The 21,171-nt window shown below is 43.3% G+C and carries 12 protein-coding genes and 1 tRNA gene; 1 reads left to right on the forward strand and 12 read right to left on the reverse strand.

All coding sequences use genetic code 11. From position 1 onward, the window contains the following. Positions 1-196: 196 nt before the first annotated feature. The 3 genes from PSM36_RS12135 to PSM36_RS12145 all read right to left on the reverse strand — a co-directional run bounded on the left by PSM36_RS12135 (position 197) and on the right by PSM36_RS12145 (position 3,570). Positions 197-1,276: a glycosyltransferase family protein gene (locus tag PSM36_RS12135; protein WP_076931121.1), complete on the reverse strand. Its 1,080-nt coding sequence runs from the start codon at positions 1,274-1,276 to the stop codon at positions 197-199. A 159-nt stretch (positions 1,277-1,435) separates the two neighbouring features. Beyond that, a complete protein-coding gene (locus tag PSM36_RS12140) occupies positions 1,436-2,776 on the reverse strand; it encodes a dihydroorotase (protein WP_076932232.1) in 1,341 nt (446 codons plus the stop codon). A 38-nt stretch (positions 2,777-2,814) separates the two neighbouring features. Then, on the reverse strand, positions 2,815-3,570 hold the full coding sequence (locus tag PSM36_RS12145) for a polyprenol monophosphomannose synthase (protein ID WP_076931122.1): 756 nt from the start codon (positions 3,568-3,570) through the stop codon (positions 2,815-2,817). A 116-nt stretch (positions 3,571-3,686) separates the two neighbouring features. Here PSM36_RS12145 and PSM36_RS12150 point away from each other — a divergent pair. Continuing rightward, positions 3,687-3,759: transfer RNA gene (locus tag PSM36_RS12150), tRNA-Met, on the forward strand. A gap of 92 nt (positions 3,760-3,851) precedes the next feature. On the opposite strand, the gene PSM36_RS12155 is transcribed toward PSM36_RS12150, so the two are convergent. The 9 genes from PSM36_RS12155 to PSM36_RS12195 form a co-directional block, all read right to left on the reverse strand. Next, entirely contained in the window at positions 3,852-4,454 is a 603-nt protein-coding gene (locus PSM36_RS12155; RefSeq protein WP_076931123.1) for a trimeric intracellular cation channel family protein, read from the reverse strand. 208 nt (positions 4,455-4,662) lie between these two features. Continuing rightward, the gene (locus PSM36_RS12160) at positions 4,663-6,975 is read right to left on the reverse strand and encodes a GH92 family glycosyl hydrolase (protein ID WP_076931124.1); all 2,313 of its coding nucleotides are present in this window, start codon (positions 6,973-6,975) and stop codon (positions 4,663-4,665) included. Between the two features lie 23 nt (positions 6,976-6,998). After that, positions 6,999-8,447, reverse strand: coding sequence for a glycoside hydrolase family 125 protein (locus PSM36_RS12165; protein WP_076931125.1), 1,449 nt, complete (start codon positions 8,445-8,447; stop codon positions 6,999-7,001). Positions 8,448-8,796: 349 nt separating this feature from the next. Continuing rightward, on the reverse strand, positions 8,797-10,692 hold the full coding sequence (locus tag PSM36_RS12170; protein WP_076931126.1) for a RagB/SusD family nutrient uptake outer membrane protein: 1,896 nt from the start codon (positions 10,690-10,692) through the stop codon (positions 8,797-8,799). 14 nt (positions 10,693-10,706) lie between these two features. Further along, complete coding sequence (locus PSM36_RS12175) at positions 10,707-14,246, reverse strand: TonB-dependent receptor (protein ID WP_232001440.1); 3,540 nt, start codon at positions 14,244-14,246, stop codon at positions 10,707-10,709. A 91-nt stretch (positions 14,247-14,337) separates the two neighbouring features. Continuing rightward, positions 14,338-15,288: a FecR family protein gene (locus tag PSM36_RS12180; RefSeq protein ID WP_076931127.1), complete on the reverse strand. Its 951-nt coding sequence runs from the start codon at positions 15,286-15,288 to the stop codon at positions 14,338-14,340. A gap of 85 nt (positions 15,289-15,373) precedes the next feature. Further along, positions 15,374-15,934, reverse strand: coding sequence for an RNA polymerase sigma-70 factor (locus PSM36_RS12185; RefSeq protein WP_076931128.1), 561 nt, complete (start codon positions 15,932-15,934; stop codon positions 15,374-15,376). A 292-nt stretch (positions 15,935-16,226) separates the two neighbouring features. Continuing rightward, complete coding sequence (locus tag PSM36_RS12190; RefSeq protein ID WP_076931129.1) at positions 16,227-17,858, reverse strand: RagB/SusD family nutrient uptake outer membrane protein; 1,632 nt, start codon at positions 17,856-17,858, stop codon at positions 16,227-16,229. Between the two features lie 109 nt (positions 17,859-17,967). Then, positions 17,968-20,931 (reverse strand): SusC/RagA family TonB-linked outer membrane protein, encoded by a 2,964-nt coding sequence (locus tag PSM36_RS12195; protein WP_076931130.1) that lies wholly within the window; start codon positions 20,929-20,931, stop codon positions 17,968-17,970. Positions 20,932-21,171 lie beyond the last annotated feature (240 nt).

The raw sequence follows: 21,171 nt of genomic DNA on the forward strand, positions 1-21,171 counted from the left end.
TGGTCTAAAGTATTTTTACAGCTTTATTGTAAAGAAAGAGCAAAATCTCATCATTAGTGTCCGGTTATAAATAAAACAAATTCAATTGTTTAATCAACGTTACAAATAAATTAACATTCGATTAACCGGATACTAATGTATTTTGTTATACATGAAACCTTCATACATGCGTTAAGAAGATTGAAGACACCACCATCTATCCGCAAATCTCACTGATAAACCGGGCTTCTGCCTGGTGAACCCACTCCCTGAAATTGCTATCTGGGGTATAATCGGGGACAAACTCGATCAACTTGTTCAATTTGAATTTCTTGGCCGAGATACCTACACCCGAGAGACCCGAGTCGTAAGCGTTGAACTCCTGCTCCACATGCACAGGCACCATGAGAGTAGGCTTCCGGTAATAAAGGGCCTCACAAAGAGATTCGAATCCCGACGTGGTGGCATAACCCATACAGCCGGCCATGCTCCGCAGGAAACGTTCATCGTTCAACTTATACAACGTGAAATTATCATCGATCTGAGTCACCTCCTCGGCATCTTTCTTATCCCAGAAAAAACGTAATGGAACTTCGGGATGTTTTTCATGCCACTCCGACACCTCGTCAAAATAGCCGGCATTCAACATATAACCGTGGATATAATCACCATCGGATGGCACTATTTCAAAAACCTCCGATCGCAATAGAGGCGGGACAGTCACAATCTTCTTCTTTTTCGATCCCGGCATATCCCTGAAAGAGAGCGCCAGTATTTTTGATGCCCGTGTGGAAGTGATCCTTGAGAGCATCCGTAAAAAGTAGTATTTCATGTCCTGTTCTGCAGTCGTTTTATAGTGAGGATTAAGCAATACATACTGATGCGCAAGGGTAATCATCTCTATCCCCATCTTCTTATCAAAGCGGTAGATACCATAAGCCATACCGGTAATCATCTCGTAGAAATTGATCACCTTGTCGGGTTTCAACTCTTCTATCTTATGTTTGATAAATTGCAGGCTATCCTTGAAAACAAAAGGCCGGAGAAAATTATTCGCCATGCTGATCAGGATATTGGGACGTTTCTGCTTGTAGAAGGAGGTAAAACTGGGGCTATCAAATTCAAATATGGGAGCTCCAATCTTATCAATGAAAAAAGCCGGCGTCTGCCTGGAATCACTTTTACCAATAAGCACGGCAACCACCTCGTGGCCATGCTTACGAAGTACGGCAGCCAGGGAAAGTGCCTGTGTAAAATGGCCTCTCCCCTCACCCTGCACAGTAAACAGAAATCTCACTCGTCAAGATTTTTAAATAAAAACTTCAGCGCAAAAATACAAAATTGCCTCACAATCCACAACAAAGAGGGTTAATTATAATTTCGTCTTCCCCCTTTTATTACTTGCCTATCTTTTAAAAGCAAGTACAGAAAATGCATGCGCCTTATGAAATTTGAATTATTTGTTGAATTCAAGCGCCTTTCCTAACACGTTTTCAGTCAAACTGCCGTTTTGATAAACAATATTCCCGTTGACGAAAGTCGTGTGGATTGAACAACTGAAAGTATTTCCCTCAAAAGGCGACCAGCCGCATTTGTAAAATAGATTTTCAGGAGTGACGGTATATGGCTTAAAGGGATCAACTAATACCAGATCGGCATAATAACCCTCTCTAATAAACCCTCTCTCACGTACTTGAAAAAGTTGCGCCGGCGCATGACACATCTTCTCAACTACCAGCTCTTTATTATACAAACCTTTTTTCATCAGCTCAAACATCACCTGCAGGGAATGTTGCACAAGCGGTCCTCCTGAAGCAGCCTGCAACACCCCTCCCTCTTTTTCGCTCAACAGGTGAGGCGCATGATCGGTAGCCACCACATCAAGCTTACCTGTTTTCAATCCTTCCCTCAAAGCCTCTCTGTCTTCCGCAGTTTTCACAGCAGGATTCCACTTGATCCTTGATCCCATCTTTTCATAATCAGCATCTGAAAACCAGAGATGATGCACACATACTTCCGCCGTGATCTTTTTCCCATCTAATGGTTTCGCATCAAAAAGGCTAAGTTCACGGGCAGTAGAAAGATGCAATACATGCAATTTCGAACCATATTTATCTGCCAACTCCACAGCATGTGCCGACGACTGATAACATGCTTCCGCACTTCGGATCAGCGGATGGTATTGAATAGGGATAAAATCTCCAAATTCTTTTTTATAGATATCGATATTTTTTCGGATAATCTCCTCTTTTTCACAATGTGTGGCGATCAGCGTATCAACTTCAGCAAAGATCCGTCGCAGGGCCTTATCATTATCCACCAGCATATTTCCGGTAGAAGAACCCATAAAGACCTTCACTCCACATACCTGCTTCAGGTCTGCCTTTTTCAGTTCCTCCATATTATCATTGGTTGCCCCAAGATAAAATGAAAAGTTTACGACCGATTTTCCGGCAGCCATCTCCATCTTCCGGCAGAGGGCATCCCATGTGACCGTCTGAGGGTTGGTATTGGGCATTTCCATATAGGATGTCACTCCACCTGCTACCGCTGCCCTGCTTTCGGTATGGATATCCCCTTTGTGTGTCAATCCCGGATCCCGAAAATGGACCTGATCATCAATCACACCGGGCATCAGCCATAAACCACGTGCATCAATCACCTGCCGGCAGGTATTCAGCACAGCTTCGGGCACGTCCCCCTTGAAAATACGGGAAATCCTCTCCCCTTCCAGAAGCAGCGATCCTGTAAAGCTGTTTCCCTCATTAATTATCGTCGCTTTATGAATAAGAATCATGTCAAGCTGTTGAATTGTTGAATTGTTGATCAACCCGGTCATTTTTCAGGGTGGGGTTTTATTTTACCGGTTGCCTTACGTCGTCGGAGGTCGATCACTCCAAAAAAAGCTTCGCCGAAAATACTCGTGTTCATCTTAGAGGTGCCGAGCTGTCTGTTTACAAAAATCACCGACACCTCTTTTATCTTGAACCCGAGTACATGAGCCGTATATTTCATTTCGATCTGGAAAGCGTATCCTTTGAACCGGACACGATCGAGATCAATAGTTTCCAACACCTTTCTACGATAACAGACAAAGCCGGCCGTAGTATCCTTAATATTAAGTCCCGTGATAACACGTACATATTTTGATGCAAAGTAAGACATTAACACACGTCCTATTGGCCAGTTTACCACATTTACGCCGGTGACATAACGCGATCCGACGGAAAGATCATACCCTTCGTCGTGACAGGCAGCGTATAGTCTGGGGAGATCTTCCGGATTATGTGAGAAATCGGCATCCATCTCGAAAATATAGTCATAAGAACGCATCAATGCCCATTTGAATCCGTGGATATACGCCGTACCCAAGCCTAATTTCTCTTTTCTCTCCTCAATAAACAAGCAACCTCCAAACTCTTCTAACATTAAACTCTTCACTATGGAAGCTGTCCCGTCGGGAGATCCGTCATCGATCACCAGAATATGAAAATCTTTCTCCAAAGCAAAAACTGCCCTGATGATGTTCTCGATATTCTCTTTTTCATTGTAAGTAGGTATGAGTACTATACTATCTGAACTATCTGACATAAAGGAGAAATTTTTTCAAAAGTACGATTTTTCGGCCACAAATAAAAAAGTTCGGGGATTATTTTGTATTTTAAATAAAAATGTCTATCTTTGCAGTCCAATTAAGGAAAACAGATCGCGGAGTGGAGCAGTTGGTAGCTCGTTGGGCTCATAACCCAAAGGTCACAGGTTCGAGTCCTGTCTCCGCAACACTCGAAAAAAGCCGGCTTTCGTAACAGAGAGCCGGCTTTTTTTGTAGGGTTATCTTGTCAATACTGAGTCATTAGGGACTCTGACACTCCCTATAGTTTTACCACGGGTAATGACCAATGCAAACGTACGGCAAAAAGCCGAATGGTAATAATGGATATAATGGTAACCAAATAGATTATGTTCTGGGTGAATCCCATATATTGAACCAGAAAAAATATACCTCCGCCGATAATACAGGGAGTAGCATATATCTCTTTCTTAAAGATAATAGGCACTTCGTTACAAAGTGTATCCCTGATCACCCCGCCAAAACAGGCTGTTACCGTACCTAAGAGGATGCATACTATGGGGTGCAATCCGATTAACAACCCTTTTTGTATCCCTATAAGTGTAAAAATACCGATCCCCATTGTGTCAAACAGTAAAAGAGATGTCCGAAGTTTATTCAAACTTTTCCGGAAAAAGATCGTAACAATAATAGTAGCAATCACGATGTAAAGATATTCAAGATGCTGCAACCACATTACCGGAGTATTCCCGATAAGCATATCTCTCAATGTTCCGCCACCTATAGCCGTCACGGCTGCAATAATAGCAATCCCAAAAATATCGAACCGCTTCTCTATGGCGGTAAGCGTTCCTGAAATGGCAAAAGCTATCGTACCGATTATATCTAATACTGAAAACAACATTTTTGATTCCAATTTGATTTTTAAATTTATCTGTCCTGCCGCAATCTAAAACACACGCTGTTATTGCTCGTAACCTTGTAACAATCCGGCTGCCACAAAAATAAGGAAAAAAGTTGATATGGCTGATTTTATTTTAAAGACCCTCTTTATATACAAAAAGTGCCACCGAAAAAATTCCGGCGACACTTTTTCTGATAGTTGATATAACTTACTCCTTTTCGTTAGAGAACGAATAGGGAAAATCGGACTCATTGATGCCGCGTGTTTTATTGGGTGTGGCAGACATGGAGAAATCAATTTTGGCTCCGTTCATCAACTGGTCATGCGTAAAGTAGTTCTTGGTATACTCCTTTCCGTTGATCCTGATGCCGGAAACATACCTTGTTTCCTTGCTGTTATCCGGTGCATTGATCTCGATGGTATTCCCATTTTCCAGATGAACGGTCATCTTGCTGAACAACGGGGAACCGACCACATACTGGTCGGTACCGGGGCAAACCGGATAGAATCCGAGTGCGGAGAAGACATACCACGCCGAGGTTTGTCCATTGTCCTCGTCTCCGCAATAGCCGTCAGGATAGTGGTTATAAAGTTTATCCATCACCTCGCGTATCCAATACTGGCCTTTCCACGGTTCACCCGCATAATTGTAGAGGTACAGCATATGCTGGATAGGCTGGTTGCCATGCGCGTACTGTCCCATATTCATCACCTGCATCTCACGGATCTCATGGATCGGAAATCCGTAATAGCTGTCGTCGAAAACAGGAGGTATTACAAAAACGGAATCGAGCATATTCACAAACTCTTTCTTACCGCCCATCAGGTCGATCAGTCCCTGCGGATCATGGAAAACCGACCAGGTATAGTGCCAGCTGTTGCCCTCCGTGAAGGCGTCTCCCCATTTCAAGGGGCTGAAAGGGGACTGGAACGAGCCGTCTTCGTTACGCCCGCGCATCAGCTTATGCTCCGGCGAATAGAGGTTCCGATAATTCTGGCTCCGTTTGGCAAACAGGTCGATTTCCTCCTGCGGGCGGTTCAGCGCCTTGGCCAGCTTATAAATGGCCCAGTCGGCATAAGCATATTCCAACGTACGGGCCGCATTCTCGTGGATACCCACGTTATAAGGCACATAGCCCAGTTTATTATAATACTCGTGTCCGTAACGTCCCGTGGCGGAAACTTTGGGATGCACATTCTCGGTACCGTGCAGCATCGCCTCATAAAGTGTCTCGATATCATATCCGCGTAATCCTTTCAGATAGGCGTCTGCCACCACCGAAGCCGAATTGTTGCCGATCATGACTCCGCGATGACCGGGGCTTGCCCACTCCGGCAGGAATCCACTCTCCTTGTATGCATTGACGAGCCCTTCCTGCATCTCCACGTTCACCGACGGGTAGACAAGGTTCAGGAACGGGAAAAGGGCACGGAAGGTATCCCAGAATCCGGTATCGGTATACATATATCCGGGAAGGACTTCTCCGTTGTAGGGGCTGTAATGGATGATATTTCCCGCTGCATCGATCTCGTAGAATTTGCGGGGGAACAGCGTGGAGCGGTAGAAGGTGGAATAGAACGTGCGTCTCTGGTCGGGGTTTCCGCCCTCTATCTCTATTTTACCGAGCACTTCATTCCATGCGTCACGCCCTTCCTGCTTCACCGTTTCAAAATCTTTTTCCGCCACCTCTTTCAGATTTTGCCAGGCCTGTTCGTGGCTGATAAAGGAAGATGCTACTTTTGCTATTACCTTTTCCCCTTTTCGGGTGGCAAAACCGATAAAGGCGCCTGTATGGCCGGCTTCCACCTTATCACCCTGCGGCAGGATCTCGCCATCTTTTACCACATGTTTGTATTGGAACGGTTTATCGAACACAACCACAAAATAATTTTTGAAGTTTTCCGGCACACCTCCGCTGTTGCGTGTTGTATAACCGATGATGGCATTCTTTTCAGGAAGGATTTCCACTGCCGATCCCTTGTCGAATGCATCCACGAGCACGTAGGACCTGTCTGTTTCGGGGAAAGTGAAGCGGAACACCGCCGCCCTTTCGGTGGGCGTGATCTCCGTGGTGACATCATAATCGGCAAGATAAGCGCTATAGTAATAGGGTTTTACCACTTCCGCCTTGTGTGAATACCAGCTCGCCCGCTTTTCCTGGTCGAACTCCATTCTGTCGGTCATCGGAAAGATGGAGAATTGCCCGTAGTCGTTCATCCACGGGCTGGGCTGGTGCGTTTGTTTGAATCCGTTCAGTTTATAGTCGGTATACACATATTGCCAGCCATCGCCAATCTTGCGGGTCTGGGGGGTCCAGAAGTTCATTCCCCATGGGACTGCTATGGCCGGGTAGGTATTACCGTTGGAAAGGGAAAACTCCGACATGGTACCCATCAGCACATTGACATAATCCACAGGGGTATCCTCCGCAGAAACATCACTGTACGATGAAGTGCCCGTAGTCCCCACGCAGGATATCATCAAAATGAGAATGGCCGCTATAATCAAAGAATTTTTCATTAGAATATTTTCGTGGTTTAATTTTATATCGAATTGACTAAATCCATTTTTCCTTTGCCTTCCAGATCCACGATCAGTTCGCCAAACAAAGTATTTACCCATGCAAACCATTTCCGGGTGAATTTAGCAGGATCATCTTTATGGAACGACTCATGCATAAAACCTGTATCTCCATCGGTATCACGCAGCATCCGCAGGCAATCCCGGATCTCATCGTCACTGTCACTGGTTTGTGCACGCATAATGATACTCATCGGCCAAACCATATCATATCCGATATGTGGGCCTCCGATTCCTTCTCCGGCAGTTCCTCTGAAGAAGTAAGGATTATCTTCACTCCATACCAGTTTACGTGTGTTCTGATAAATAGGATCGCTTTTCTCAACCCCATCAAGATAAGGTAGCGCTAACAGGCTGGGTATATTGGCATCATCCATGAAGTAGGCGTTACCAAAACCATCTACTTCAAAGGCATATACTTTCCCATATTTGGGATGCTCCACAACGGCATATTGCTTAAGGGCATTATATACTTCATCGGCCAGCGCCTTGCTTTCAGCCGCCAGTGCGTTATCACGGACAACCTTTTCTGCAATTTCAGCAATCTGATTGAGTGAAGTTACGGCAAAAAAGTTGGATGGTACTAGAAACTGAAAAGTAGTAGCATCGTCGGAAGGACGGAAAGTGGAAACAATCAGCCCCACCGGTTTTACAGGATTACCATATCCATCGTTGTTCACCGTATCTAACTGACGCTCCGTTACCCTTTGAAACTTGTAAGGGCCAAGACCATCCTTACGTTGCTGCTCTTTGAACGTCTGTATCACAAGGCCCATTGCCTTTTTCCAATCAGCGTCAAACACGGAAGTGTCGCCAGTAGTCTTCCAGTAGTGGTATGCAAGTCTCACAGGATAGCAGAGTGAGTCTATCTCCCATTTGCGTTCATGCAGCATTGGAGTCATTTTGGTATAGTCTTTTTGCCATGAACCCTCCGGCCTGGGTTCATTGTAGAAAGCATTGGCATAAGGATCGACCAGAATGCATTGTGTTTGGCGGTTGACTAATCCTGCGATCAATTGCTTCAGTTTTGCATCGGACTTGGTGAGCGGCAAGTAAGGCCATACCTGTGCCGACGAATCCCGGAGCCACATGGCATCGATATCGCCGGTGATCACAAAGGTATCCGGTTTGCCGTTCTTCATACTGAAACTTACCGTTGTATCCAACGTATTGGGAAAACAGTTCTCAAACATCCATGCCAGTTTCAGATCTTTTATTTTTGCTTTCACCCTTGTGATAGTCTGTTCTACAGCAACCGAAGTAAAATGCCGGTCGCCCGTTACAGGGCGGTTGGAAACAAATTTTTCCTTCATAGATGTACCTCTTACCGGTGAGGCAGCCCAGGCAGGATGAACAGCCAGTGCAGTTAACCCTACTGCGGTTTTTTTAATAAAATTTCTACGCGTTGTCATAATTATGCTAGTTATTATACTATTCTGATCGGATTTGGAAGTTATAAAACAATAAATGGAGTATCGTTATTCCTGTTACTGAAACGATTTGAAAAACGGGGACTAAAATAGAAGTTCCTGCGAAGGTATGCAACTATTTTATCTCTATATTCATGATTGATTGTATTTATTAAGATTTTAAAACACCTACTCTCCGATACGTATCAGAAAAAGTCACATGTCATGATCTCTTTCCCCAATTTGCAGGATTAAAAGATGAGATTCTTTTAATAAAAAATAAGATTGCCCAAAATTCAGATCGTTATTCGGGCAACCTTATTCATAGTTGTATTATGATGTTACCGAGTCCTTACCATCCCGGATTTTGCACCAATCCCGGGGTTCGTTTCAATTCATCCGTCATTATCGGGAACAGATAATGTCTGGGCGTTTCGAATACCCGTCCTTCCTGAATCTCAAACCGTTGCATCTTATATTTTTTACCGTTTACTTCGATTTTCCCATTCTCATCTTCAACAGGTCTCATTCCATGAGACCAACGTTGTGTTTTAGGATACGGCCAGCTATCGGCGTTCACATAAGCATTTTCAAGAGCGATTTCAGCCGGATCATCGGGCTCCAGATATAACCGGGCATGCCATATACGATGATTCTCATAGAATAATTCAACACGACGCTCCCTTTGTATATATTCGTTCATCAACTCTTTGTCCGTTCTTGCCTCCGGCGGAATGGGAGCCATAAAAGAGCGTGCGCGTATTTCATTCAATATATTATAAATCTCTTCATTGGGGCCGGTCGTCTCATTTACAGCTTCGCAATAGATATACATTATCTCGGGAAGACGCCAGATAGCGGGACCGTTGATTATATGGGATCCGTCCCCCCTGGTCCATCCATCTTTGTAAAATTTACGTAAATAATAACCTGTGTGCGATGCGTTATCAAGATAACTTCCGCTTACAGCGTCATTTCCTTCAGCGGTGTTCAATGTTGTACCCCGATAAACAGAACCGTGGTAACGGATATCCCGATAAAAGCGGGGATCACGCTGGACGCTCTCATAAGGATTTCCATCATCATATCCGTCTGAAACGGCCCTCTCGGTATACACTGGATACCCATATCCATCCGGAGCAATATATTCATATTCATCTACCTGCTGCTGAAGAGGCCGCTGTCTTGCATGCCCGCCTTGCGACGGAGGCAATACGTCACCCGACCAACCGGTATCCTTGTCTCTCGTTACAAACCAAACCCATTCGTTCTGAATTGCATCCATATCATAGAACATATTCCACAAACGCCGATGGACCTTACTATTGCTTGTATTATCGTTGTTAAGGTCCCCGAAATCGGTTTTATCATGTTTTGTATACAATGAATAACGTAATCCACCGCTGTTATCTTTGGCCTCCATCACCGCTTTTGCTGCCGTTTTAGCCGCTTCCCACCTTCTTGTATCGTATCCGTATTCATCTTTATATAACCGTGTATCGTTCGGAAAGTTACCTCCGTTATACATAGGCGTGGCAGCTATCCACCTTGCCATCGCTTTCAATCCGAGACAGGCTCCCTGATCTACACGACCAAAATCCTGTCCTCCATTAAAGGCTGCAACCCTGGCGTATGCCTCATCGGCATCGGCACAAATACGTTCCACTATTTCATGTGCCGATAATTGAGTGAATGACATATCATCATCAGGATTTATCACATGATCCACATAGGGAACTTCACCATAAGCACGCAACAACAGAAAGTGAAGATACCCACGCAGGAAATATGTTTCTCCCACTCTTTTCACAATATCTCCTTCCCGCCCCATTTGCGGATTGTCAGGCGTATTGTATTTTTCCACGCCTTCCAGTATAATATTTGCTTTACGTATCTTAGTATACAGATCCCACCAATATTGTCCTACACTGCTACGATCAGGCATTCCCTGAGACGGGCCGTAATTTCCGATATGAAACTGATGCGGGATAGCAGCTTCATGGCTGCTGGCACTGGCTTCATCTGTAACAGCAGCAGTACCGAAGTGATTGAAATATATGAGCGGTTTATTGGCCGATTTAGCTCCTTCATACAAATCTGTTACCAATTGATTTACATAATCAAAACGGGTGAATACTTCCTGTTCGTTTACTTTATCGTCCGGCATTCTATCCAAATAGTCATCACATCCCATGAATAAAAGAAACATAGATGCTATCAATCCGGCAAATAACTTTATCTTGTTCATTGTTTTTATCTGTATTAATAAGTTATATCTATTCCAAAATTGAAAATACGTTGTACGGGATACCAGGAACCGTCACCGCTTCTTGTTTCGGGATCAACGTCAACTTCTTTGAGATTATCAAATGTAAGCAGATTCATTCCCTGTATATAAACTCTTACAGTCTGTAATCCGGCGAATCTGATGGCTTTTCCCGGTAAAGAGTATCCGATTTCAAAATTTTTCAATCGCAGGTACGACGCATCATATAAGAACAAACTACTTTGTCCGTTCTTATTGTTATTATTTGCACCGATAGTAAGACGCGGATAAGTAGCCGTATCTTTTGTTTCTTCCGTCCACCGGTTGAAATGCATGGGTTTCACTTTTCCTGTCTGATCTTGTTCGTATGCCGGAAAATCCCATACGGCCGCACCGTTCAACAGCACACTGCTATTTGTCGCACCCTGGAAAAGGACACTCAAATCAAACCCTTTATATTGTATTCCCAAAGGGATCCCAAATTGTATTTCCGGAGTCCTTGGGTATCCCATATTCATGCGGTCTCCTTCATCATCTATCCTTCCGTCACTATTCAGATCCTTATATACAACATCGCCGGGATAAAGCCTCCCCCACGGTTGAAATCCGTTTCCATTGTTCATTGCATTCAGACGATCGGCATCCTCCTGATCATAGACAAAACGGTCGAATACATATACAAAATGCTCATCAATCCGTTTACCGGTATTTCGCCTATATTCCTCATCATAAGGAATTTCATTCATAAATTTTATTTTGTTGCGCGCAAAAGTGAAATTAGGCCTGATATAGTATCTTATATCTCTTCCTATACGCCCGTTCCATCCTATTTCAAAATCAATACCACGATTTTCCACAATTCCTGAATTGATAAAGGGAGCATCTTTCCCTACAATATCAGGAAATCCCAGTTTATCTCCTCCGCTTAAGCTGGTGATGATATCATACCGATACTCATTAAAATAATCAACAGAAAAATTCAAGCGCTGCCTAAGGAGTGAAGCATCGATACCGATATTCAGTTTCCGGGCCTTCTCCCATGTAAGGTTCGGATTGGCAAAATTTCCTTCCCGTAATCCACTGAGTCCGCTTCCAAACTCATTTATACCAAAACTGTATCCGCTCCCGCCTACGTAAAATTGTAGGTAAGCAAAGCGATCATCATTGGAGTCCGATATTTTATCGCTTCCCACTAACCCGTACGATCCTCTGATCTTAAGATTGTCCAACCAGCTTTTCGTACCGTTCATAAACGATTCTTCAGAAACTACCCATCCCAATGAACCGGCAGGAAACGTCCCGTACCGTTTACCGGGAGCAAAATTTTCTGAGCCGTTATACCCGATATTGAATTCCGCCAGGTATTTATTCTCAAAAGCGTAGGTCATCCGTCCTGTTATACCTTGATAACGGTATTCCACCCTGTTGTCATAACTCCGCGTTGAGCGGTTAAATAAAACCAGACCCGACACATCATGTTGTCCTCCGAACTGACGCAGGTATTCCAGTTTCAACTGATAATAGGTCTTACTCTGCGCGGCATTATGGCTTAAACTGTTCCCTATTGTTGCATCGGTATCATACCAGGGATTGCCTAATATATACCTACCTTCATAAAAGGTATTATTCATATAGAACGCACCGTGATTGCCTTCTGCAGGCTGAAAGGTGGCATACCGACCATAACTTGCATAACCGTCGGCACGTGTTTCAAGCACCCTTCTGATCCAACGTCCTTCTTCAGCATCATAAGAGAAGATCCCCTCTATTTTTAAACCTTCGGTAATAAAATCGAGCTTATGTCCTAATGCAAAAGAACCGTTCAAAAAAGTTTTCTTTTCGTTCAAATAACCGGTACGCGACAATTCTCCTAATATATTGTAACGATGTAAAAAATCACCATATAGCAGGCCATACGGATTATTCAAAACATAGACCTCATTATCCGGATGCCCGTTATCCGGCAAGGTGATCGGCAGATAAGGCGGCTGGGTATTGGCAATAGCAACCACTCTGGAAGCCGTGGTTCCGGGTGCGTTCCTGTCCGTAATACGTGCACCAAGATCCACTTTTACATAAAAATCTTTCGTAATATCGACATCCACATTGGCACGGAAATTATAGCGTTTGAATACCGCCTGGGTATCGTATTGTGTTAAATTGGTATGTTTATAATTTCCGCTTTGCTCATAGTAATTCCCCATCACGAAATAACGCGCCTGATTGGAGCCACCTCTGACGGAAAGACTATAATCCTGCTGGATTCCCGGTTTAAAAGCATAATCGAAATAATCCCAGTTATATCCCAAACCATCCGAATTATCTCCTTTTGCTTTTCTGAAGTTTTCTATGGATTGCGCTGAAAACAAAGTAAGAGAGGAAGGATCCGTATTCGGGTTACTGTTTATCATCGCTTCATTATAAAGCGTCGCATAATCGGCCGAACCCAAATATTGAGGAAATTTCACGGGATGATTCGTACCTACGGATGCTTTAAAGTTCACCGTAGCTTTTTCCTGGGCCTGTCCCCGCTTTGTCGTTACAATAATAACACCATTTGCACCTCTGATACCATAAGCAGCAGTAGCAGAAGCATCTTTGAGTATTGTAAAAGTCTCTATCTCTTCCGCAGACAGATAACTCATATCCCGCTCAACGCCATCAACAATTATAATAGGGGATTTATCTCCGTATGTCCCCATACCCCGGATATTGACATCGGCCACATCTACTCCCGGTTCTCCTCCGCTGAATTGATTGACCATTAATCCCGGCATACGCCCTGCCAAAGCGTTATTGATGTTTGCAGTGGGACTTTGCTTTAGGTCTTTAGTGGTTATAGTCGCCACCGAACCAGTTATGGTTGCTTTCCTTTGTGTGGTATAACCGACAACCACCACCTCTTCCAATGCTTTGCTGTCTTCTACTAATTGTACGGTTACATGATCCCTTCCCCCAAGCGCTACTTCCTGCGGCTGAAAACCTACAAAAGAAAATACCAGGATTGCATTCGCATAAGGAACTTCGAGTCTGAAATTACCGTCAATATCCGTAATGGTTCCTGCATCGATTCCTTTTACCCGTATATTGACACCGGGAAGAGGATCTCCCAAATAATCAGTCACAATCCCGGTCACGACCGGTCCCGATTGACGTATGGCAGCAATATTTTCCTGCTTTTTAACCAAAAGAATATTTTTCCCTTCTATTTTTGATTCAATATCTGTGTTGAAAAAAATATCCTCCAGCACCTTATCAATAGACTCATTATTAGCACGCACTGAAACTTTCCTATTGGTACTGATCTCATCGGAACTGTAAACAAATAAATAATCTGTCTGCTTTTCTATTTCCGTCAATACATCTATAACAGGCTTGTTATTAATCGTTAAGCTCACCTTTACATCCTGAGAATTTGCACTCAGAGAATACGTGAATAAAGTAAATATAAGAAGTACCGAGACACGTATATTATGTGTATAGAGTCCTCTCATTTTCTTACGAATGTTCACTCTTTTCCTATTGATATGTTCCATTATTCATTAAATTGATTTTAGATTATTAATAATTAGTCATTTTTACTCATGTTCTTAAATTGTGATAAAATATCTCTTATTCCATAGGCATTCATTTAATTATAATTGTTTTATCTTCCTGATACATTTTGTATGAAAATTTATTTTGAATCTGAAGTACATTCAAAATGTGCTCAACTCCGTCCTGAATACGGAATTTTCCGGTATATTTTTTATGTTTTTCAACGCTATTTTCCTCTATTATGAATTTGGTATCGAAGTATTGCTCTAATACTGGTAGGATTTCATAAATGGATTTATCATCAATAAAAAGAATTCCTTCCCGCCACAAAAATTCATCTTTATTAAAAGAGGTGATATTCAGCTTGCTGTCTTTTCCGATGGCCCGCTCATTCGGTTTCAAATACAGGTCTTCCGAGGTTTGTACCGATCTTACTATCACACTTCCTTTCAACAGAGATGTTTCAAAAAGCTGTGATCCCTCATAAGCACGGACATTGAATTCCGTCCCCAACACCTCTATACTATATTGCTGCGTTTCAACTTTGAACGGACGACCGGAATCGTGAGCTACATCGAAATATCCTTCACCAGAAAGTTGCACAACTCTTTCCGTACCGGTAAAGCGGGAAGGAAAAACAAGTGTCGATTTAGAATTAAGCCAGACGTTTGTCCCGTCATCCAATACCAATTCAGCATTTTGTCCGGTGGGGACACTCATTTCCTGCATCCCGGCATCGGATTGCCCAACTATCCATTCAGTATCGCTGTCCGATACCTGTTGATAAAAATAAAATAAAGCCATAGCCAGTATGCATGCTGCCGCAATACGTATAAAAACGCTGACATTCCGTTTTTGAACTTTTTCCCGTACAACCGGTCCAACAACAGCATCATCCCGCCATATGGCAATATCATGCAATCGTCTTAATGCCTTGAATTTCTGCTCATTTTTGTCTGACTGTCTGATCCATTCAAAGACATCCCTGTTTTCTATTCGATTGGTATCTCCTTCGAGATATTTTTTTAACAAATCGTCCATCTCTCGCAAAAGCAAGTTAAATTACCGTCGTTGTAATAGATGACGTATTACACCCCGGCAACCCTAAACAAAAAATCTGTTTTTTTTAAAAAAGAAAAAGGAAATAAAACAAAGGAAGGTAATCTTTCAGGTTCTCACGAAATAGATTCAAGGCTTTGGTAATATGGTATTCAACACTTTTCACACTGATATTTAACTCTGCGGCAATCTCTTTGTTGGAATAATTCTCATAGCGACTCAATATAAAAATCTTTCGGGTTTGCGGAGACAATTGTGCCAGTGTCGCATCAATTATACTTTGTATTTCTTTGGAAAAGATCAGACTGGGATCACATTCCTGTAAAGTGGATATCCGGTAATTCAGTTCCTCATAATCCGCAGTGGAATAATCTGCATGGGCTTTATCCCTGACAGCTTTTTTACGCAGATAATCCAACGATTGGTTTTTCAATAAAGTCAATAAATAAGCGGGAATACTCTCAATCTCTTCTTTCTGCAGTTTCTCATACAATTTCATCAACGCTTCGGAGGCGATATCTTCCGCTACATATTTGTCATGGACATAGGATTTGGTAAACAAAAAGGACTTTTTATAATAAGCACTGTATAACTCAGCAAATCTATCCGATGGAAATATTTTTTTCATTTGAATTAACCCTAACCTATCTTATACTTCCAGGAAATTCTCGATCCATTTCTTATATAGACAAATCTCTTTTATATTGCCACTACAAGAACCGTATCTTACAAAAGTAAAACAAATATTCCTTTCTTTTAAAAAACGACGCTGTATATCTTTTATTTTAACAAATTCAGAATACTACTGTAGGTATAAAGACCATACTCTGATATGCAGATAAAAAATAACGTGGCTTTATTCCGCCACGTTATTTTTTATTCAGATTGCCCTGGCTAATTGCTTATGTTTTCAAAACATTTTATTCATAACCGGGATTCTGCACCAGATTCGGATTGGCAGCCAACTGGGTATGAGGGATGGGATAGATCTCCCGATTCGGATCGTTCGTCGGTTCATGATCCCACCAGCTAGCGGTCGTAAATTTACCGAAACGGATGATATCCGTACGTCGCTTCCCTTCGAAAATAAATTCCCGGCCGCGTTCAGCCAGCAACTCATCCATTGTTAACGTGGAGGTTGTATATTGTGCCTCCTCCCAATCTTCATTCGTGAATGCCCGTCTTCTGGATGCATTCACCAGATCCACGGCTTCCTGTGTAGCCACACCGTTGTTCTTCCGCATCAATGCTTCCGCTTTATTAAAATAAATTTCCGTCAACCGGTAGATCATATAGTGATTCTCCCGATAATCCGGATCGCTCGTCCGGCCGCTCTTATATTTATGAAACCGGGCCCCGCTGTTCTCTTCTCCCTGATCCATGCCTCCTTCGCTCGTAAGGTCACCCTGACTTTCCTGGCGGATGGAATTGACATAGATGAAAGGTTGTCCGTTATACTCTTCTACACCCAGGATCGGTTCATCGGTACCGTAAACGTACTGAGGCCCGAACAAAAACCACTCCTCTTTCCGCAGATCATTATCCTGATAAGCATCAAAAGCCGAAGGGATTACCACAAAGGCATTGTTCCCGGAATAACCTACATCAAGCGCCCGGCTCATATTGGAATACCCCATAAAAAAACCTGCCCAATCGAATGTAAATCCACCTAAACGGCTAAATGCGAATTGAAATAATGCTTCTCTTGCATTCTGATTGGCATTGGAGAATGTTTCCAGCAAGTCGGGTGCCAGCTCGGGAGTACCGTTAATACCTCCGGCTTCTCCACTGATAATTTTGTCGCAGGCAGCGATACATTCATCATACATGGGTTCCCCGATAAAATACTCGGCATTCAGATATAACTCCGCAAGCATAGCGTACCCGGCAGTTTGTGAGACACGCCCTACCAACTCTTCCGAATAAGGCAGAAGATTGGGTACATGGGTTTCCAGTTCCGTTTTAATAAATTCAAACACTTCGGCTTTCGATTGTGTCGGAGGATTAATCGCTTCTCCTACGGTTGTGACAATAGGTACATTTCCCCATAGTTCCATGATTTTCATATAATGAAAAGCGCGCAACACATATAGTTCACCCAAAATGGCAGCCATTTCCTCGTCGGAAATATCTATCGCTTCATTATCCACCTCCTCCAGGTCTGCAATAGCAGAATTCACATAACCGACTCCTGTCCACATCAGTGTCCATGCCGTACGCATGCGTCCCTCGTTGGATGTCCATGTATGATAATGTTGACGGAAATGATCACCGCTATCGTATCCATGACGCCCTTTCTGCGGCCATGCCAGCTGATCGGCCGACAATTCCGCATGGTAATAATATCCGTTCTGACCGGTGGGCGCCAGCCAGGCCTGCATATGTGTAAACGGCCTCAAAGCGGCTTGCAGCACTTCCAACCTGTTATTATAGAAATTCGACTCATGCAATTCACTGTAGAGATTCTCATCCAGATCGGTACAGCTATTCATTCCGGCTATGAGTATCGTCGCCAAAATGAGAGCAGATATATGATATATTTTATTTTTCATATGACTAAAATATTTATTTTCAATGGTGTCATATGGAACTCGCATTAGTCATGATCTTGTGTGATAATGATTATCATGCTCGTTTCATACGACTAAAACTTTTTTACTGTTAAAATCCGATATTCAACCCAACAGACCATGAGCGTGTGCGGGGATAATAGTCCCGGGCATCCACACCGGCCTCAAATCCCGTATCCTGCAACTCAGGATCCGACCCACTGTATCCAGTAATGGTAAACAGGTTTTTTCCCGTCACGTAAACCCGTAAATTCCGGATATAGGAGGTATTCAATGGGACATTATATCCCAACGTCAGATTGTCGAGCTTCACAAAATCCCCCTTTTCAAGATAGTAGTCTGAGTATTGAGGATCATCGTCTAATTGATCATGCTTTGTAACAGCACTCTTGAACAGGTTATTCGGCAGCCATTTTTTATTCCCGAAATATAGTTCCTTCAAATTCAGGATATCGAAACCGAATTTACCCCGGAACATAAACGTCAGGTCAAAATTTTTATATGTAAAGGTGTTCGTGAGCGATGCCTGAAATTTCGGGACACCGTTCCCGATAACGGTCAGGTCGTCATCACTCATTTCAGTGGCTGTTCCGGTCGATCCGTCCTGTTTATAGAACAGCCATTGTCCATCTTCCGTAAATCCGGCAAAACGCTTGCCGTAGAAATTACCGACCGAACCACCTTCTTCCAGACGGAATGCATCTCCTAAGTTACCTGGGGAAGGAAGTCCGTAGAACGAGAGCCAATTAGCCTCATACAGATCACTGGAAAGTTTCGTCAACCGGTTACTTTGGGTATTTGCCGTAAAATCAATATTCCAGTTGAAATTATTCTGTTGTAGGGGTATAGCAGAGATCTGAAACTCGATCCCCGAATTCCTTAATGTTCCTACATTGGTATATATCAGATCACGTACATACGGTGGTTGTTGTGCGTTATAATTGTATAACAGATCCTTTGTATTCCTGTTATATATATCGATGGAACCACTGATCCTCCTTTCCAGAACAGCGAAATCTACCCCGAAATTCAATTCGGCTTTCTGCTCCCAGCGAAGGTCCGGATTCGGGTTGCGGGCAGCACCGTAGGTTTGATAATATACGCCATTCTGAGGATATACTCCCCCGGTGCCCAAAGTAACCAATGACTGATAATTGGGAATCCCTTGGTTCCCCGTAACACCATAACCCACACGAAATTTCAACTCATCCACAAAATCCACACCATCCATAAATCCTTCTTCGCTGATGGTCCACCCAGCCGACACGGCAGGGAAGTTACCCCATTTATGATTCGCCCCGAAACGGGAGGAGCCTTCCCGTCGCAGAATTCCCTGCAGGTAATATTTATCCGCAAGAGAGTAATTCACACGGCCAAAAAAGGCGACCAGTGTATTATCCTGCTTTTCGCTACCCATTCCCGGACGCGGCAAACTGGTGTCATTGATCGCGCTTCCCGCACCGAGATTCCAGTCTAGAAAAGCATCTGTAGTAAAACCACTATTGTTTACATTAAAATTTTCAAATGTTTCATATTGATAACTGTACCCTGCCATGGCCGTGATCGTATGTATATCGTTGAATGTTTTCCGGTAGTCGGTTGTCGCTTCAAAAGTTTTTGTCCAGGCCAGATGATTTGATTTGGAAGCATATCCCATTCCCTGAAACTCCGTTCCGGCACGATTATCCCAATCTTTTGAAGAACGGTAATAACGATCATTGTATGTATTACGCATATACGAACCAAAGCCCGAAACCGACCACTCATCCGTCAGTCGCAGTTGCAGGCTGAGATCGGCAGAAGTTGTTTGCTGGTTTCTTTCGGAAATACGATTAGCCAGACGGGACAACGGGTTGTAATTGTTAAATGCTTCCGTTTCGAAAAAACTACCGTCTTCATTATACAAAGGGGCTGTCGGATTCCGTTGAATAGCCTGTTCGAAATCGCCGCTTGCTCCACCCAGCATATTAGCCTTATTGACGTTTGTGGCAAGATTCAACGACATCGTCAACAAGTCCTGCAACCCCTTCTGGTTAATATTGATACGCCCTCCGAACTGTTCACGGGAATTTTCTTTGGCAATACCTTCGAGGTTACTGTAAAAAACCGAGGCACGGTAATTGGTATTTTGCGTACCTCCCGACGCGGAGAAGTTATGATAATGACTCAGATTATTTTTATTGATCAGCTCATCAAATAAATCGGTGGATGCACCAAAATCCTGATCGGCATCGATTACTCCCTGACTGATCAGGTCGCGGAAATCCGTAGCGCTCAAAATACCCGGCTTATCACTCACCCTTTCATGTTGCAGATAGGTCGAATAGTTGAATTGCGGTTCCCCGGCCTGTCCTTTTTTCGTGGTGATAAGAATAACTCCCGCATTGGCCCGCGTGCCGTAAATAGCGGCGGCAGAACCATCCTTTAAGACATTGAACGATTCAATATCATCCTGCTGCAACAGATCCAGATTACCTCCCGGTACACCGTCAATCACAATTAACGGAGTTCTTGTCCCGGTAAGGGATGTAACTCCCCGTAGCTGGATATCTACGCCGGAATTGGGGTTAGCTCCCTGCGTCCGGGTCATATTCAATCCGGCCACTTTTCCCTGGATCAGATCAAGGGGATTACGCGCGCCTCCCGGATTGAAATCACGGGCACTCACCGTTTTTATGGCAGACGTTACTTCTCGCCTGTCCATCGTGCCATATCCTACTACCACCACTTCGTCCAGCAGTTCCGTATCTTCCGACATGGTTATCTGAATGTTAGTCTGACCGTCTATGGCTACTTCCTGTGATTCCATCCCTACATAAGAAATCTCCAATATTCCATCCGGCGCTACATCATTGAGTGTAAAATTACCATCCATATCGGTAACAGTACCATTGGTAGCTCCCTGTACCTGAATAGTCACCCCGATCAGCGGTTCTCCGCCGGCATCGGTTACCGTTCCGGTAACGGTAATATTCTGTGCAAACATACACAAGGAAAATGTCCACAAGAATGTAAACAAAATTCCTTTTACTAAATTGGAATTTAGTCTTTTCATACGATTAAAATTTTTGATTCTCAGTTTTTAGATTAATAAATTGGCTGATCTTGTTTATCCAAGTCCATCCATGCTCATCCTTTTTTCTTTTTTATTTTTTCTCCCCAACCTGGTTCCGTATTGTATAGGGACTGTTTTTTACAATACGGTTGCGCATCATATCATCACTGTGGTGCTGATAACAACTGAACGAAAAGTCCAGATTTGTTAAATTCTTCTTGATTCATATATCTTCTCTTA

This window comes from Proteiniphilum saccharofermentans, from assembly GCF_900095135.1.
Classification (GTDB): domain Bacteria; phylum Bacteroidota; class Bacteroidia; order Bacteroidales; family Dysgonomonadaceae; genus Proteiniphilum; species Proteiniphilum saccharofermentans.